This is a genomic window from Longispora fulva (assembly GCF_015751905.1).
GTDB lineage: Bacteria > Actinomycetota > Actinomycetes > Mycobacteriales > Micromonosporaceae > Longispora > Longispora fulva.
The window spans coordinates 8,368,102-8,383,211 of sequence record NZ_JADOUF010000001.1; the positions used below are offsets into that span (position 1 = coordinate 8,368,102).

Genomic DNA, 15,110 nt, shown 5'->3' on the forward strand with positions numbered 1-15,110 from the left:
TGCGGGGCATGTCTTGGCGGTGAGGCGGGTAGGGCTGGCTGAGGTGCGGGCTGGGGTCGGGGCCCGTCGAGCACCGAGGGCACAAGTGCCGGGATGGGCTTCTCGGCCGGCGGGGGACCTGTGGGACGCATCGTTTCATCGTCAACGCCGGCGACCGGAGCGAAAGAAACGGACATTCCGGTGAACGGTCGCAAAGAAATGGCCGACACGCCGAGATGGAGAACTGGACATAGCCCACCTGCAGCAGCTAGCCGAAAATTAGATTTCGACCGCCATTGATGGTGGGCTTTCACCAGAACTGGTGTCCGAGGGGGGACTTGAACCCCCACGTCCGATAAAGGACACTAGCACCTCAAGCTAGCGCGTCTGCCATTCCGCCACTCGGACTTGCACATTAAGTTATCCGGCGATCTCCGAGGTCCCCCCCGGCGTGATCACCGTACGGGCAGTAACTGTACACGGAACCGTCCCAGGCACGTAATCGGCTACCGTCGCTGCATGCGCCGCCCCCTCCTGGCAGCCCTCCTGCCCCTGCTCCTGGCCGGTTGCACGGCCACCCCAGCCACCCCCGACGCCACCCCCACGACCACCGTCCCCATCACGGAAGCCCCCAGGCCCGCCAAGGTCCCGGGACCGGTCGTGGCCCTCGGTGACTCGATCACCCGGGGCGTCAATGCCTGCTCCGACAAGATCGGCGACTGTCCCGAGGCTTCGTGGTCCACCGGGACCACGCTCGACAGCCACGCCCACAAGGTCGGTCAACCGGGAACGAACCTGGCCAACTCGGGAGCAAGGGTGGCGGACCTCCCAGGGCAGGCGGAGAGCGCGGCGGCGGTCCACCCGGCGTACGTCACGATTCTGATCGGCGCCAACGACGCGTGCCGGCAGAGCGCCGACCGGATGACCTCCACCACCGCGTTCAAAGCCGATCTGGCGAAGTCCCTCGCCACCATCCGGAAGGGCGCGCCGGACGCCAAGCTCCTCCTGGCGTCCGTCCCCGATCTCTACCAGCTCTGGAGCATCGGCCACGCCGACCAGCGGGCCACCCAGCGCTGGGGGCTGGGCATCTGCCCCTCGATGCTCGCGAATCCCGGATCGACGGCCGCCGAGGACGAGCGGCGTCGGCAGAGTGTCCGCGACCGGGTGGTGGCCTACAACGACGTTATCGCCGTGGCCTGCAAGGACTACGGGTCCAACTGTCGGACGGACGGCGGGGCGGTGTTCCGGTTCCAGTTCCGGCCCGAGCATGTCAGCTCGATCGACTACTTCCATCCGAGTGCCCTCGGTCAGGCCGAGCTCGCCCGGGTGACGAACGAGGCCGGGTACAGGTGGTAGAAAGTGGTATGACCTCCCACCCCCTCGCCGTCGACGAGGTAGTCGACATCTGCCGCGACCTGATCCGGATCGACACGACGAACACGGGCGACAACGACACGAGTGCGGGGGAGCGGGCGGCGGCCGAGTACGTGGCCGGGCTGCTCTCCGAGGTGGGGCTGGAGCCCCGGATCATCGAGAGCGCGCCGGGCCGGGCGAGCGTCGTGGCCCGGTTCGAGGGCTCCGACCCGACGAGGCCCGCGCTGCTCGTGCACGCGCACTTGGACGTGGTGCCGGCCGACGCGAGCGAGTGGTCGGTGCACCCGTTCAGCGGCGAGGTCAAGGACGGGTACGTCTGGGGCCGCGGGGCCGTGGACATGAAGGACTTCAACGCGATGCTGCTGGCCGTGGTGCGGCAGTGGAAGCGCGAGGGCGTCGTGCCGCCCCGCGACCTGGTGCTGGCGTTCCTCGCCGACGAGGAGGCCGGCTCGATGTACGGGTCGCAGTTCCTCGTCAACGAGCACGCCGACCTGTTCGAGGGCTGCACGGAGGCGGTCGGCGAGGTCGGCGGCTTCTCGGTGGACGCGGGCAACGATCTGCGGCTGTACCTGATCGAGACCGCCGAGAAGGGGCTCGACTGGTTGAAGATCACGGCGAGCGGCCGGCCGGGGCACGGTTCGATGATCCACCACGACAACGCCGTGGTCGCCCTCACCGAGGCCGTGACGAAGATCGGCCGGCACGAGTTCCCGGTCACGCTGACCCCGACGGTGCGCGACTTCCTGGAGCGGTCCAGCGAGGTGCTCGGCTTCGACTTCGACCCGGCCGACCCGGAGGCCGCGATCGCCAAGCTCGGCCCGGTGGCCCGGGTGATCGGCGCGACGCTGCGCAACACGGCGAACCCGACCCGCCTCGACGCCGGCTACAAGGACAACGTGATCCCGGGCCGGGCGTCGGCGACGATCGACTGCCGCAGCCTGCCGGGCCGGTCCGAGGAGCTGGAGGCCCAGCTGCGCGCGATCGTCGGGCCGGACATCGACATCGAGTACATCCACCGGCAGCCCGGGTTGGAGACGTCCTTCGACGGGGATCTCGTGGAGGCGATGGGTGCGGCACTGCGCGCGGTGGACCCGGGTGCCCGGCCGGTACCGTACATGCTGTCGGGTGGCACGGACGCGAAGGCGTTCGCGCGGCTCGGGATCCGGTGCTTCGGCTTCGCCCCGCTGCGGCTGCCGGCCGACCTGGACTTCACGGCGTTGTTCCACGGCATCGACGAGCGGGTCCCGGTCGACGGCCTGAAGTTCGGCGTGGATGTCCTGGACCGGTTCCTGCGGGCGAGTTGAGAAAACACCGCTTTCCGGGTACCGATGAAGTCTTGCCTGCTGACGTGAAGGAACACCCATGACCGACGACCGGCACACCGAACTCGAGGCCGCCCTGGAGTCCGTGATCGCGGCGGCCCGCGTGCACCTGGAGGCCGTGAAGGCCGCCGACGGCCGCCCCGACGACGACGCGGTGTGGTCGGCGTACGTGGCACTGAACAACGCCGCGGTCGCCTACGACGACGAGATGCTGTCCAGCTTCGGCGAGGTCACGCCGTGGGACGTGCAGCCCATCGACCCGGACGCCGCCGACGTGGAGTTCGCGTCGGTGACCGTCGACCGCGACGCGGAGCCGACCCTGATCGCGGTTCGCCAGCGCCGGGACTACCTGGTGCCGAACGCCGCGGCGCTGATGCGGGTCGCCCAGAAGCTGCGCACGGAGGCCGACGACGACACCGAGGTCGCGAACATCGGCGAGGCGGTGCTGGAGCTGCTGCAGGCCGGCGACGGGTCCCTGGCCCCGCTGGACATCCCGGAGCTGGAGCCGCTCGACGGGGTGGTGACGGTCAGCGAGGTGGACAGTTCCCTCGACCCGGACGCGGCGCCCGAGGACGACATCGACGCCGTGTTCGCCGTGGGCGCGGGGGAGAAGCTCGTCGGCCGGTTCGACGAGCACCCCTTCGACGACGAAGGAGTCGAAGAAGACTAGCTCTGCGAAGACGAAGAGGACTAGCTAGCTCGACAGCGCTGGTAGTGCGGCGCCGGTGATCCGGCGTCGCAGCACCACCTGTCGGGTACCGTCGCCGAAGAGCAGGACCCGGGCGAGTTCCCAGCCGCCGTACTCCGCCTGGATGGTCAGCTGGGCCTGTGCCGCTGTCCGGTCCGTGCCCGGTGGGATCCGGAGCGGCACATATTCATAATCGGACATCGTTACATTCTGCCTAACGGTCGGTGACATTTCCAGGGTAGTCACGACTGCCTTTCCGGGTACCCGAAGCGCACGGCCGACACATCGTCGAGCGCCCGGCGGATCTGCGCCGGCAGCGTGACCTTCTCCACGGCCAGGGCCCCGAGCAGCTGGCCGGTGGTCCGGGCCCCGATCAGCGGGGCGGTGACGCCGGGCCGGTCCCGGATCCAGGCGAGCGCGACGACGAGCGGCGAGCAGCCCAGGCCGTCGGCGGCGGTGGCCACGGCCTCCACGATCCCGGCCCCCCGCTTGTCCAGGTACGGCGCCACGAACCGCTCCAGGTGCTCCGACCCGCCGCGCGAGTCCGAGGGCACCCCGTGCCGGTACTTCCCGGTCAGGACGCCCCGGCCGAGCGGGGACCAGGCGAGCAGGCCCAGTCCGAGGGCGGCGCACGCGCCGAGCACCTCGCGTTCGACCCCGCGCTCCAGCAGCGAGTACTCCACCTGGGCGGAGATCAGCGGGGTCGGGCTGACGGCGGCGGCCTGGGCGGTCTGCCAGCCGTTGAAGTTGGACACCCCGGCGTAGCGGACCCGGCCGGAGGAGACAGCGGTGTCCAGGGCCGCGAGGGTCTCGGCGATCGGGGTGGCAGGGTCGTGGCCGTGCACGTGCCAGACGTCCACGTAGTCGGTGCCGAGGCGGCCCAGGGAGGCGTCCAGGGCGCGCAGCAGGTGCAGCCGCGAGTTGTCGTGCCGGCGCGGCGTACCGGGACGCAGGCCGGCCTTGGTGGAGATGACGAGCTCGTCGCGGTCGACCACCCCGTCGAGCAGCGCCCCGATCACGGCCTCGCTGTCACCGTCGCCGAACACGTCGGCGGTGTCGAGCAGGTTGCCGCCGGCGTCCAGGTAGGTTCGGAGCTGGTCGGCGGCCTCGTCGGCGTCGGTGTCCCGGCCCCAGGTCATGGTGCCGAGACCGAGGCGGGAGACGTGGAGCCCGCTTCGGCCGAGGGGTCGTTGCTGCATGTCTCGCGACGGTACCGGCTCGCCACGCCCAGCGGAATCCCAGCCCGGCGCATCTGCCGTCGGCTACCCGCCACACGCTACGATCATTCAACCTACTCATGAGTAATATGCGGAGGCTTCGATGCGGCTCGGACTCAACCTCGGCTACTGGGCGAACGCCGACCAGGCGAAGCGCAACCTGGCCCTCGTCCAGGAGGCCGAACGGCTCGGCTTCTCCGTGGCGTGGGCCGCCGAGGCGTACGGCTCGGACAATCCGACCACCCTGGCGTGGCTGGCCGCGCAGACCAGCACGATCGAGCTGGGCAGCGCCATCATGCAGATCCCGGCCCGCCAGCCGGCGATGACCGCGATGACGGCGGCCACCCTCGACACCCTCTCGGAGGGCCGGTTCCGCCTCGGCCTGGGCGTCTCGGGCCCCCAGGTCTCCGAGGGCTGGTACGGCGTCGCGTTCGACAAGCCGCTGGCCCGCACCCGCGAGTACATCGACGTGGTCCGCAAGGTCCTGTCCCGCAAGACGGTCGAGCACTCCGGCCCCACCTACCAGCTCCCGCTGCCCGGCGGCCCGGGCAAGGCGCTCAAGCTGTCCCTGCACCCCTACCGCACCGACATCCCGATCTACCTGGCCTCCATCGGCCCGAAGAACCTGGAGCTGACCGGTGAGCTCGCCGACGGCTGGCTGGCCATCTTCCTCGAGCCGGAGAGCGCCCACGAGCATCTGGACCTGATCGCCAAGGGCCGGGCGAAGGTCGGCAAGACGATGGAGGGCTTCGACGTCGCGCCCAGCGTGCCCCTCGTCATCGGCCCGGACCCGGAGGTCTGCGCCGAGCTGGTCCGCGGCTACGCGTCCCTCTACATCGGCGGGATGGGCAGCAAGGAGCAGAACTTCTACAACCGGCTGGCGACCCGGATGGGCTACGGAGAGGCCGCCGACGAGATCCAGGACCACTTCCTCAACAAGCGCTACCGCGAGGCGATGGCCGCCGTCCCGTACGAGTTCGTCGACCGCACCTCGCTCCTCGGCCCTGTGGAACGGGTCGCCGAGCGCCTCACAGCGTACGCCGCGGCGGGTGTGACTACTCTGTCCGTCAGCGTGTTCGACTCGGACATCGAGGACGGCGTGGCGACCCTGCGCGGGCTCGCCGACGCGATGGAGCGATCGGGAGTTGGGGAGTAGTACGTGGAGATCTGGCAGGCGATAGTCCTCGGAATCGTCGAGGGGTTCACGGAGTTCCTGCCGGTGTCCTCGACGGGGCACCTCACGATCGCCGAGAAGCTGATGGGCATGAACGTCGCCGACGACGCGGTCACCGGCTACACCGCGGTGATCCAGATCGGCGCGATCGTCGCGGCGATCCTGTACTTCCGCAAGGACATCGCGCGGATCGTCGTCGGGCTGTTCAAGGGGATCGTGAACAAGGAGGAGCGCGGCTTCGACTACCGCTTCGGCTGGTACGTCGTCGCCGGCTCCCTCCCGATCGCCGTCGTCGGCCTGGTCGGCAAGCCGCTGATCAAGGGCCCGCTGCGCAGCCTGTGGGTCGTGGCCGGCGCGCTGATCGTGTGGAGCCTGGTGATGTGGTTCGCCGAGCGGGTCGGCCCGCAGCAGCGCGGCGAGCGGGACGTGACCCTCAAGGACGTCCTGATCATCGGGTTCATGCAGTGCCTCGCCCTGGTGCCCGGGGTGTCGCGGTCGGGGGCCACGATCTCCGGCGGCCTGCTGCGCGACCTCGACCGGGTCACCGCCACCCGGCTGTCGTTCTTCCTGGGCATCCCGGCCCTGACCGCCGCCGGCCTGTACGAGCTCAAGGACGCCCTGCACGGCAGCATCGGCGTGCTGCCGCTGGTGATCGGCACCGTGGTCAGCTTCGTCGTCGGGTACGCCTCGATCGCCTGGCTGCTCAAGTTCGTCGCCAAGCACTCGATCACCACCTTCGTCGGGTACCGGGTGCTGCTCGGCCTGGGCATCATCGGCCTGCTGGTCGCCGGCACGATCTCGGCGACCTGACGTCTGGTTTGTCGCTTGTGAGGAATGGCGGAAAACACTCCCGCCCCCGACTGACCCCGGACCACACTGGTCCGGGGTCAGTGTGTCTGGCGCGCGGTCCCGGTCGCGCCGATCGCTGTGCTGTCGGGCGCGGGTGTGACATGGCGAGGGCGTGACGATCGTCCGCCGCCACGTCCGCCCGCGTTAGAATTCCGATTCGTGCCCACAGTCCTGCTTCTCCGCCACGGGCGGAGCACCGCCAACACCGCTGGCATCCTCGCGGGTGACCTGCCGGTGCCCCTCGACGAGCTCGGGGAGCGCCAGGTGGCCGCGGTCGCCGCCCGGCTGGCGGCCCTGCCCCTCGCCGCGATCGTGACGAGCCCCGTCCGGCGCTGCCGGCAGACGGCCGAGGCGGTGCTCGCCGCGCGCGACGCCGACGGGGACAAGCCGCTGATCGACGCCCGCTTCGCCGAGGCGGGCTACGGCGACTGGACCGGCCGGCCGATCGGCGAGCTGACCGACGACCCGATGTGGCGGGTGGTGCAGCGGCACCCGAGTGCCGCGGTGTTCCCCGGCGGGGAGGCCATGGCCGCGATGGCCGCCCGGTGCGTGGCCGGCGTCCGGGACTGGGACGCGAAGATCGCCGCCGAGCACGGCCCCGACGCGCTGTGGGTCGCCTGCAGCCACGCCGACGTGATCAAGGCCGTCACGGCCGACGCGCTGGGGCTGCACCTCGACCAGTTCCAGCGGATCGTGGTCGAGCCGGCGTCGCTGACCGTCATCCGGTACACGGAGACCCGGCCGTTTCTGCTGAGGGTGAACGACGTGGGGGGCGACCTGTCCGGATTGGTGCCGACTGACCCGGTCGAGGCGACGAACTCCGACGCCGTCGTCGGCGGAGGCGCGGGTAGGGTCACTACATGAGCGAGGTGACGTCGTGACCCACCAGGTGTATGCCTTCGAGCCCCCGGACCGGTTCGTCGCCGGCACGGTCGGGGTCCCCGGCGACCGCACGTTCTTCCTGCAGGCCCGCGGCGGCGGCCGGCTCGTCAGCGTCGCGCTGGAGAAGATGCAGGTCTCCCTCCTCGCCGACAAGCTGGAGGAGCTGCTCGACGAGGTGCGGCTGCGGTTCGGCGTGGAGGCCCCGGCGGGCCAGCCCACCGACAACGGCCCGCTGGACACCCCGGTGGACGAGGAGTTCCGGGTCGGCACGCTCGGCCTGGCCTGGGACACCGACTCGACCACAGTGGTCATCGAGGCCGTCGAGGCCAGCGAGGCCGAACCGGAGGAGCCCGAGGAGGGCGAGCCCGACGCGACCCTGGACCGGCTGCGGGTCCGGATCAGCCCGGCCGCCACCCGGCAGTTCATCGACCGGGCCCGCCGGCTCGTCGCCGCCGGCCGGCCGCCGTGCCCGCTGTGCGGCCAGCCGCTGGACCCGGCGGGGCACCTGTGCCCCCGGCACAACGGCTACCACCGCACGTCGTGAACCTCGACCTGGACGCGGCCCTCGAGCTGCTCACCCACGGGGAGCTCGAGCTGGAGGGCCGGCTCGTCGACGCCTCCAACGCCACCCTGCGCGCGTTCGTCACGCACGCCGGGGTGACCGCGCGGTGCGTGTACAAGCCGGTGAAGGGCGAGCGGCCGCTGTGGGACTTCCCCGACGGCACCCTGGCCGGCCGGGAGGTCGCCGCGTATCTGGTCAGCGAGGCCACCGGGTGGGGGAGCGTGCCGCCCACGGTGCTGCGCGACGGGCCGTACGGGCCGGGGTCGTGCCAGCTGTGGATCGAGGCCGTCGAGCCGCCCCTGGTCGACTTCGCCCCCGAGCTGCCCGCCGGCTGGCACGCGATCGCCTCCGCCGAGGGCGGTCTGCTCGGGCACGCCGACGACCCGGGGCTGGCCCGGATCGCCGCCTACGACGGCATCGTCAACAACGCCGACCGCAAGGGCGGCCACCTGCTCCGCGACGCCGACCAGCATGTCTACGGCATCGACCACGGGGTCTGTTTCCACACCGAGGACAAGTTGCGCACCGTGCTGTGGGGCTGGGCCGGCGAGCCGCTGCCCACCGAGATCACCGGGGTCCTGGGGCACCTGAAGGTCGCCCTCGACCGGGAGCTGGGGTCGGCGCTCGCCGCGCACCTGACCCGGTCGGAGGTCGACGCCGTCGGGTCGCGGATCGACCGGATGCTGGGGGCGGGGAAGTACCCGGAACCCAGCGACCGCTGGCCGCCCCTGCCCTGGCCGGCCCTGTAGCGGCGCCGGCCCCGGCCTCACCCACGCGGCCCTGGCTCGGGCCCCGCGACCGGCCCGCGCCGCCCCGTTGGGCGTTACAGCCCGCGCTGTGATCCACCCGACCTCCCCGGCCCGTCGGCTGACCACCGCGAACTGATCTCCGCTGGATAGGCTTGCGGGATGGAATCCTGGTTGGCACCCTCCCTGCCCACGCTTCCCGGCTCGGGCCGCCCCGTCGCGCTGTACGACTCGTCGACGGGCGCCGTACGTCCCACCTCCCCGACCGGGGTGGCGAAGATGTACGTGTGCGGCATCACCCCGTACGACGCCGCGCACCTCGGCCACGCCGCCACCATGATCAGCTTCGACCTGATCAACCGGCTGTGGCGCGACGCCGGCCACGAGGTCAGCTACGTGTCGAACGTGACCGACATCGACGATCCCCTCCTGGAGCGGGCCACCCGCGACAAGCAGGACTGGATCGTGCTCGGCATGCTCGAGACCGCCCTGTTCCGCGAGGACATGGAGGCGCTGCGGATCCTCCCGCCCGACCACTACGTCGGCGCGGTCGAGTCGATCCCCGAGATCGTCACCCACATCGAGCGCCTGGTCGCCTCCGGGGCCGGGTACCGGCTCGAGGACGGCACCGGTGACGTCTACTTCGACATCAGCAAGGCCCCGGCCTTCGGCTACGAGTCCCGGCTGGACCGCGAGGCCATGCTGGGCTTCTTCGCCGAGCGCGGCGGCGACCCGGACCGGGCCGGCAAGCGCGACCCGCTCGACGCGCTGCTGTGGCGCGGGGCCCGCGACGGCGAGCCGTCCTGGGACGGGCACACCCTCGGCGCCGGCCGCCCCGGCTGGCACATCGAGTGCGCCGTGATCGCCCTCGGCCTGCTCGGCGAGCGGATCGACGTGCAGGGCGGCGGCAACGACCTGCTCTTCCCGCACCACGAGATGTCGTCAGCGCACGCGGAGTGTCTGACCGGCGCGCACCCGTTCGCCGGGCACTACACGCACGCGGGCATGATCGGCCTCGACGGCGAGAAGATGAGCAAGAGCAAGGGCAACCTGGTGTTCGTGTCCAAGCTGCGCGGGACCGGCGTCGACCCGATGGCGATCCGGCTGGCGCTGCTGGCCGACCACTACCGCACCGACCGGCAGTGGACGGACGAGGTCGGCAAGACCGGCCAGCTCCGGCTCGACCGGTGGCGTGAGGCGGCGGCCCGCCCGGTGGCGCTGTCGGGTCAGGCCCTGCTCGCCACGCTCCGCGACCGGCTGACCGATGACCTGGACACCCCGGGCGCCCTCGCCGCCGTCGACGCGTGGGCGGAGGCGACCCTGGCGGGCGAGGGCAGCGACTCTGCTGCTCCGGCGCTGGTCAAGGCCGCCGTGGACACGCTGCTCGGCATCGAACTCTAGGGCCGTCGCGCGCCGGGGGAGGCGCGCGGCGTAACCCGAAAATGGTGTTGATCTGGGTCTTCCGCGGAAATCCAGATCAACACCATTATTTTTTACGCCGCGTCACTGGGCCGGCGCGCGGCGGTCATTCCACGCCCCACAGCCAGCCACGGCCGTTGCAGGCGCGGCAGCGGGCCGGTCGCAGCACCGTGGTCAGCTCGCCGGGGGCCAGTGGGGTGCCGAGGACCGGGCCGACGATCGCCCGGGGGATGTCGACCAGGCCGTCGTCGCAGCCGGCCGTGCAGCGCACCGGCTGGCAGCCGTTCGGCGGTCGGGTGATGTCGTGATCATCCTGCAGGGCGCCCATGGTTCACGAGCCTACCCGTCCCCCACCACCTGTCTGTTTCACGCCCTTCAGGGGAAAAGTCCCGTGGCGGATCGGGCGTCCCCTCGGGCATGCTGGCGGACATGTGGCTGAACGTGAGACGCGCGCTGAGTCCCCGCCGGCTGTTCTTCGCGGCCCTCGCCGGCCTGCTCGGCGTCGGCCTGACGGTCGGCGGAGCGGTCGCCCTGGTGTCGCTCGCCGCCGGCGGACAGGTCTACTCGGCAAACGCCGTGCCGGTCCGGCCCGTGGCGATCGTGCTCGGCGCGCAGGTCAACCCGGACGGCCAGCCGTCGGACTTCCTGCGGGCCAGGCTGCAGCTGGCCCTGGACCTCTACCGCGCCGGCAAGGTCCGGGCGATCCTGGTGTCCGGGGACGACGGTCAGCCCGACTACAACGAGGTCGACCCGATGCGCGGCTGGCTCATCGACCGGGGCGTCCCGCAGACCAAGGTGAACGGCGACTACGCGGGCTTCGACACGTACCAGTCGTGTGTGCGGGCGAAGCGGATCTTCGGCGTGACGTCGGCGACGGTGGTGACCCAGAGCTTCCACGTCACCCGCGCGGTCGCGCTCTGCCGGCAGCAGGGCATCGACGCGGTCGGCGTCGGCGACGACTCGATGCGCAAGTGGCCGAAGCCGTGGTGGACCGGGGCGGTCCGCGACAAGGTGGCCTGCGTGAAGGCCGTGCTGGATATCGTCGGTCGGCCCGACCCGGAGTTTCTGGGCAAGCGGGAGACAGCGGTACAGGACTCCCTCCGGCTAGATTGAGTCGCATGGCCGGCTACCTGAGATTTCCGACGCTGCACGACGACACCCTGGTCTTCGTCTGTGAGGACGACCTGTGGACGGTCCCGGCCTCCGGCGGCCGGGCCGCCCGGCTCACCGCCGGGGTCGCGGAGGCCAGCCAGCCGCTGCTCTCCCCGGATGGCACGCTGATCGCGTTCGCCGGCAGCGACGAGGGTCCCGGCGAGGTGTCCGTGATGCCGGCGACCGGGGGCGAGGTGCGCCGCCTCACCCACCACGGCCTGCTCGTCGGCATCGCCGGCTGGGCCCCTGACGGCCGGATCGTCTACTCGTCCTCCGCCGACCTGCCGCACAACCGCCGCCAGCTGCGCACGGTGGCCGTGACCGGTGGGCTGTCGCGGGTGCTGCCGTTCGGCGGCCTGGCCCGCAGCATCGCGTACGGGCCGGGTGGGGCCGTCGTCCTCGGCCGCAACACCGCCGACCCGGCCATCTGGAAGCGGTACCGGGGCGGCACGGCCGGCGCACTGTGGATCGACCCGGATGGTGGCGGTGAGTTCCGCCGACTGGTCACGGTGGACGGCAACCTGGCGGCCCCGTGCTGGATCGGCGACCGGGTGTTCTTCCTGTCCGACCACGAGGGGATCGGCAACGTCTACTCGTGCGCGGCCTCCGGCGAGGACCTGCGCCGGCACACCGACCACGAGGACTTCTACGCCCGCAACCTGACCGGTGACGGCCGCCGGCTGACGTACCACCTCGGCGGGGACCTCTACGTTCTCGACGGCGGCGGGGAGACCCGACGGGTCGAGATCGAGCTGGGCAGCTCGCGGACCCAGCGGTCGCGCAAGTTCGTCAGCTCCTCCCGGCACCTGCACAGCGCGACCCTGAAGCCGGACGGCTCGGGCCTGGCCCTGACGGTGCGGGGCAAGGCCTTCTCCCTGGGCAACTGGGAGGGGCCGGTCCGCCAGCACGGCGAGCCCGACGGCGTGCGGTACCGGGAGCTGACCTGGCTGGCCGACGGGCACCGGCTCGTCGCGGCGGCTGCCGGGGACAGCGACCGCGAGGACCTGGTGGTGCTGTCGGCCGACGGCGGCTCCTCGAGCGTGATCGGTGAGGATCTGGGGCGGATCGTGTCGCTGGCCCCGGCCCCGAAGGGCGCGACCGTCGCCGTGGCCAACCACCGGTGCGAGCTGTGGCTGGTCGACACCGACAGCGGGTCCGCCCGGCAGGTGGACCGCAGCGGGCACGGCAAGATCGAGGACCTGTCCTGGTCGGCGGGCGGCGCGTGGTTGGCGTACTCGTATCCGGTGAACGCCGAGACCAGCGAGATCCGGGTCTGCCGGCGCGAGACCGGCGAGACGCGGGCCGTGACCCGCCCGGTGCTGCGCGACAGCTCGCCGGTGTTCGACCCGAAGGGCGACTACCTGTACTTCCTCGGCCAGCGCGAGTTCAACCCGGTCTACGACGAGCTCCAGTTCGACCTGGGCTTCCCGTACGGCGGCCGGCCCTACGCCGTGGCGCTGCGCTCCGACCTGGGCTCCCCGTTCATCCTGGCTCCCAAGCCGCTGGTCGAGGGCGACAAGAAGGACGACTCCGCGGCGGAGGAGCCCAAGGGCGAGACGATCGAGTTCGACGGCATCGAGCGCCGGGTGATGGCCTTCCCGGTGTCCGAGGCCCGCTACCGGGCGGTCGCCGCCGTGGCCGGCAAGGCGCTGCTGCTGTCCGAGCCGGTCCGGGGCAGTCGGCAGCACCGCTGGTTCGACGCCGATGCCGAGGCGATCGGGGTCCTGGAGTCCTACGAGTTCGAGACCGGCAAGATCGAGCGGATCGCCGACGGGGTCACCGAGTTCGAGGTCGGGCCGGACGGCAAGGCGCTGCTCTACCGGTCCGGCAGCCGGCTGCGGGTCGTCAAGGCCGGCGACAAGGCCCCCGACGAGGACGGCGAGGACCGGGCCGGCGGCTGGATCGACCTGGACCGGGTGAAGGTGTCCGTCCGCCCGGAGGCCGAGTGGCGGCAGATGTTCCGCGAGGCGTGGCGGTTGCAGCGCGAGCACTTCTGGATCGCCGACATGGCCGGGATCGACTGGCCGGGCACGTACGAGCGGTACGCGCCGCTGGTCGACCGGGTCACCACCCGCGCGGAGCTGTCCGACCTGCTCCAGGAGGTGCAGGGCGAGCTGGGCACGTCGCACGCGTACGAGTTCGGCGGGGAGTACCGCAGCCGCCCCTACTACCGGCAGGGCTATCTGGGCGCGGACTTCTCCGCCGTCGACGGCGGCTACCGGATCGACCGGATCGTCACCGGCGACCCGTGGGACCCCGACGCCACCTCGCCGCTCAACCGGCCCGGCGTGAACGTGGCCCCCGGCGACGTGTTGGTCGCGGTCAACGGTCGCAGGTTCGGCACCGCGACCCCCGGCGAGCTGCTGGTCAGCCTCGCCGAGACCGAGGTCGAGTTGACCGTGCACAAGCCCAACGGCGAGCCGCGCACCGTGTCCGTGCGCACCCTGGCCGACGAGAAGCCGGGCCGCTACCGCGACTGGGTTGAGGCCAACCGGGCCCTGGTCCGCGAGCGCTCGAACGGCCGCCTCGGCTACCTGCACATCCCCGACATGGGCCCCGACGGGTACGCGGAGTTCCAGCGCGGCTATCTGTGCGAGTACGACCGTGACGGCCTGATCGTCGACGTCCGGTTCAACGGCGGCGGGCACGTCTCAGCGCTCGTCGTGCAGCGCCTGGCCCGCCGCCGGATCGCGTACGACTTCCCGCGCTGGGCGGCCCCGCAGCCGTACCCGGTCGAGTCGCCGCGCGGCCCCATGGTGGCGCTCACCAACGAGCACGCCGGCTCCGACGGCGACATCTTCAGCCACGCGTTCAAGATGTACGGCCTCGGCCCGCTGATCGGCCGCCGCACCTGGGGCGGCGTGGTCGGCATCTCACTGAACCACGAGCTGGCCGACGGCACGATCACGACCCAGCCGGAGTTCTCGTTCGGGTTCGACGACGTCGGCTGGCGGGTGGAGAACTACGGCACGGACCCCGACATCGACGTGGACATCGCGCCGCAGGACTTCGCCAGGGGGGTGGATCCGCAGTTGGACACGGCGATCGAGGTGGCTCTGGCGGAGTTGGAGAAGAAGCCGCCGCACCGCCCGAAGCCGGTGGACCTGCCGCGCCTGGGCCGGTCGCCGCTGCCGCCCCGGGCACCGCGCCCCGCGCCCGCGGGGGAGTAGCCCCGGGCCCGGCGGCACCGGACCCCGGCTCAGCCGGGGTCGGCCCGTGTTCCGGCGGGGCCGACCCACATTCAGGCGGCGGGCGCCGGCACCTTTTCCGGCTTCCGCCGCACGTACACCTGCTTGCGGACCCGCGCCACGATCGTGCCGTCTGCGGAGACCACGTCGGTCTCGAACCACGGCAGCACCTTCGCCCCGTCGGCCGCCGCCGCCCGGACCTCCTCGACCGTCTCGTCGGTCAGCTCGAACCGGGCGAACACGTCACCCCGCCCCGGGGACACGAACTCGATCTCCGCGGCCCGGTCCCAGACGACGTGTCCGGGGCCGAGCCGGCGGAGCAGGAGCAGCATCCAGAACGGGTCGGTCATGGCGAACAGGCTGCCGCCGAAGTGGGTGCCGACGTAGTTGCTGTTCCACCTGCGCTGGCGCAGCCGGACCTCGACGTGCCGGTAGTCCTCCGACAGCCGGGTGACCCGGATGCCGGCGAAGAGGAACGGGGGCCACAGGTTCATGCCCCGGCGCAGGGTGTTCGCTCGCATACCTTCCAAGTTACCACTGGGTAACTTCGGGTCGCCA

Annotated in this window: 15 protein-coding genes and 1 tRNA gene; 11 read left to right on the top strand and 5 right to left on the bottom strand. The window is 71.6% G+C overall.

Going from position 1 to position 15,110, the window contains the following annotated elements; all coding sequences use genetic code 11:
* Positions 1-299: 299 nt before the first annotated feature.
* Positions 300-387, bottom strand: a tRNA-Leu gene (locus IW245_RS38575).
* Positions 388-498: 111 nt separating this feature from the next.
* On the opposite strand from IW245_RS38575, the gene IW245_RS38580 reads away from it, so the two are divergent.
* Genes IW245_RS38580 through IW245_RS38590 form a run of 3 tightly spaced genes read left to right on the top strand, consistent with a single transcriptional unit; the run spans position 499 to position 3,345 of the window.
* Positions 499-1,335, top strand: a complete 837-nt coding sequence (locus IW245_RS38580) for an SGNH/GDSL hydrolase family protein (RefSeq protein WP_197007986.1) — start codon at positions 499-501, stop codon at positions 1,333-1,335.
* 8 nt (positions 1,336-1,343) lie between these two features.
* On the top strand, positions 1,344-2,657 hold the full coding sequence (locus tag IW245_RS38585; RefSeq protein ID WP_197007987.1) for a M20/M25/M40 family metallo-hydrolase: 1,314 nt from the start codon (positions 1,344-1,346) through the stop codon (positions 2,655-2,657).
* A 58-nt stretch (positions 2,658-2,715) separates the two neighbouring features.
* The gene (locus IW245_RS38590) at positions 2,716-3,345 is read left to right on the top strand and encodes a hypothetical protein (RefSeq protein ID WP_197007988.1); all 630 of its coding nucleotides are present in this window, start codon (positions 2,716-2,718) and stop codon (positions 3,343-3,345) included.
* Between the two features lie 24 nt (positions 3,346-3,369).
* On the opposite strand, the gene IW245_RS38595 is transcribed toward IW245_RS38590, so the two are convergent.
* Both IW245_RS38595 and IW245_RS38600 read right to left on the bottom strand, forming a co-directional pair.
* A complete protein-coding gene (locus IW245_RS38595) occupies positions 3,370-3,564 on the bottom strand; it encodes a DUF5703 family protein (protein ID WP_231399082.1) in 195 nt (64 codons plus the stop codon).
* A gap of 41 nt (positions 3,565-3,605) precedes the next feature.
* The gene (locus tag IW245_RS38600) at positions 3,606-4,562 is read right to left on the bottom strand and encodes an aldo/keto reductase (protein ID WP_197007989.1); all 957 of its coding nucleotides are present in this window, start codon (positions 4,560-4,562) and stop codon (positions 3,606-3,608) included.
* Positions 4,563-4,683: 121 nt separating this feature from the next.
* Between IW245_RS38600 and IW245_RS38605 the strand changes: the two genes are divergently transcribed.
* The 6 genes from IW245_RS38605 (at position 4,684) to mshC (ending at position 10,194) form a co-directional block, all read left to right on the top strand.
* A complete protein-coding gene (locus IW245_RS38605) occupies positions 4,684-5,736 on the top strand; it encodes an LLM class F420-dependent oxidoreductase (RefSeq protein ID WP_197007990.1) in 1,053 nt (350 codons plus the stop codon).
* Between the two features lie 3 nt (positions 5,737-5,739).
* Entirely contained in the window at positions 5,740-6,564 is an 825-nt protein-coding gene (locus tag IW245_RS38610; protein ID WP_197007991.1) for an undecaprenyl-diphosphate phosphatase, read from the top strand.
* 198 nt (positions 6,565-6,762) lie between these two features.
* Entirely contained in the window at positions 6,763-7,467 is a 705-nt protein-coding gene (locus tag IW245_RS38615; protein WP_197007992.1) for an MSMEG_4193 family putative phosphomutase, read from the top strand.
* A gap of 13 nt (positions 7,468-7,480) precedes the next feature.
* Positions 7,481-8,029, top strand: a complete 549-nt coding sequence (locus IW245_RS38620) for a DUF3090 domain-containing protein (protein WP_197007993.1) — start codon at positions 7,481-7,483, stop codon at positions 8,027-8,029.
* Positions 8,026-8,796 (top strand): SCO1664 family protein, encoded by a 771-nt coding sequence (locus IW245_RS38625; protein WP_233472968.1) that lies wholly within the window; start codon positions 8,026-8,028, stop codon positions 8,794-8,796. The genes IW245_RS38620 and IW245_RS38625 overlap by 4 nt, the downstream gene beginning before the upstream one ends.
* Positions 8,797-8,955: 159 nt before the next feature.
* Entirely contained in the window at positions 8,956-10,194 is a 1,239-nt protein-coding gene (gene mshC, locus IW245_RS38630; RefSeq protein WP_197007995.1) for a cysteine--1-D-myo-inosityl 2-amino-2-deoxy-alpha-D-glucopyranoside ligase, read from the top strand.
* Between the two features lie 124 nt (positions 10,195-10,318).
* On the opposite strand, the gene IW245_RS38635 is transcribed toward mshC, so the two are convergent.
* Positions 10,319-10,540 carry a hypothetical protein gene (locus IW245_RS38635; protein WP_197007996.1) on the bottom strand — a complete coding sequence of 74 codons (222 nt, stop codon included), beginning with the start codon at positions 10,538-10,540 and terminating at the stop codon, positions 10,319-10,321.
* A gap of 101 nt (positions 10,541-10,641) precedes the next feature.
* Here IW245_RS38635 and IW245_RS38640 point away from each other — a divergent pair, with 101 nt between their 5' ends.
* Both IW245_RS38640 and IW245_RS38645 read left to right on the top strand, forming a co-directional pair.
* Entirely contained in the window at positions 10,642-11,325 is a 684-nt protein-coding gene (locus IW245_RS38640) for a SanA/YdcF family protein (RefSeq protein WP_231399084.1), read from the top strand.
* A 5-nt stretch (positions 11,326-11,330) separates the two neighbouring features.
* Complete coding sequence (locus IW245_RS38645; RefSeq protein ID WP_197007998.1) at positions 11,331-14,534, top strand: S41 family peptidase; 3,204 nt, start codon at positions 11,331-11,333, stop codon at positions 14,532-14,534.
* A 71-nt stretch (positions 14,535-14,605) separates the two neighbouring features.
* On the opposite strand, the gene IW245_RS38650 is transcribed toward IW245_RS38645, so the two are convergent.
* Complete coding sequence (locus IW245_RS38650) at positions 14,606-15,073, bottom strand: DUF4442 domain-containing protein (RefSeq protein ID WP_197007999.1); 468 nt, start codon at positions 15,071-15,073, stop codon at positions 14,606-14,608.
* Between the last annotated feature and the right edge of the window lie 37 nt (positions 15,074-15,110).

Coding starts and splice junctions, on each gene's coding strand:
- IW245_RS38595 (WP_231399082.1), bottom strand. CDS start 3,564: ATGTCCGATTATGAATATGTGCCGCTCCGGATCCCACCGGGCACGGAC.
- IW245_RS38640 (WP_231399084.1), top strand. CDS start 10,642: ATGTGGCTGAACGTGAGACGCGCGCTGAGTCCCCGCCGGCTGTTCTTC.
- IW245_RS38590 (WP_197007988.1), top strand. CDS start 2,716: ATGACCGACGACCGGCACACCGAACTCGAGGCCGCCCTGGAGTCCGTG.
- IW245_RS38585 (WP_197007987.1), top strand. CDS start 1,344: ATGACCTCCCACCCCCTCGCCGTCGACGAGGTAGTCGACATCTGCCGC.
- IW245_RS38605 (WP_197007990.1), top strand. CDS start 4,684: ATGCGGCTCGGACTCAACCTCGGCTACTGGGCGAACGCCGACCAGGCG.
- IW245_RS38650 (WP_197007999.1), bottom strand. CDS start 15,073: ATGCGAGCGAACACCCTGCGCCGGGGCATGAACCTGTGGCCCCCGTTC.
- IW245_RS38600 (WP_197007989.1), bottom strand. CDS start 4,562: ATGCAGCAACGACCCCTCGGCCGAAGCGGGCTCCACGTCTCCCGCCTC.
- IW245_RS38635 (WP_197007996.1), bottom strand. CDS start 10,540: ATGGGCGCCCTGCAGGATGATCACGACATCACCCGACCGCCGAACGGC.
- IW245_RS38580 (WP_197007986.1), top strand. CDS start 499: ATGCGCCGCCCCCTCCTGGCAGCCCTCCTGCCCCTGCTCCTGGCCGGT.
- IW245_RS38645 (WP_197007998.1), top strand. CDS start 11,331: ATGGCCGGCTACCTGAGATTTCCGACGCTGCACGACGACACCCTGGTC.
- mshC (WP_197007995.1), top strand. CDS start 8,956: ATGGAATCCTGGTTGGCACCCTCCCTGCCCACGCTTCCCGGCTCGGGC.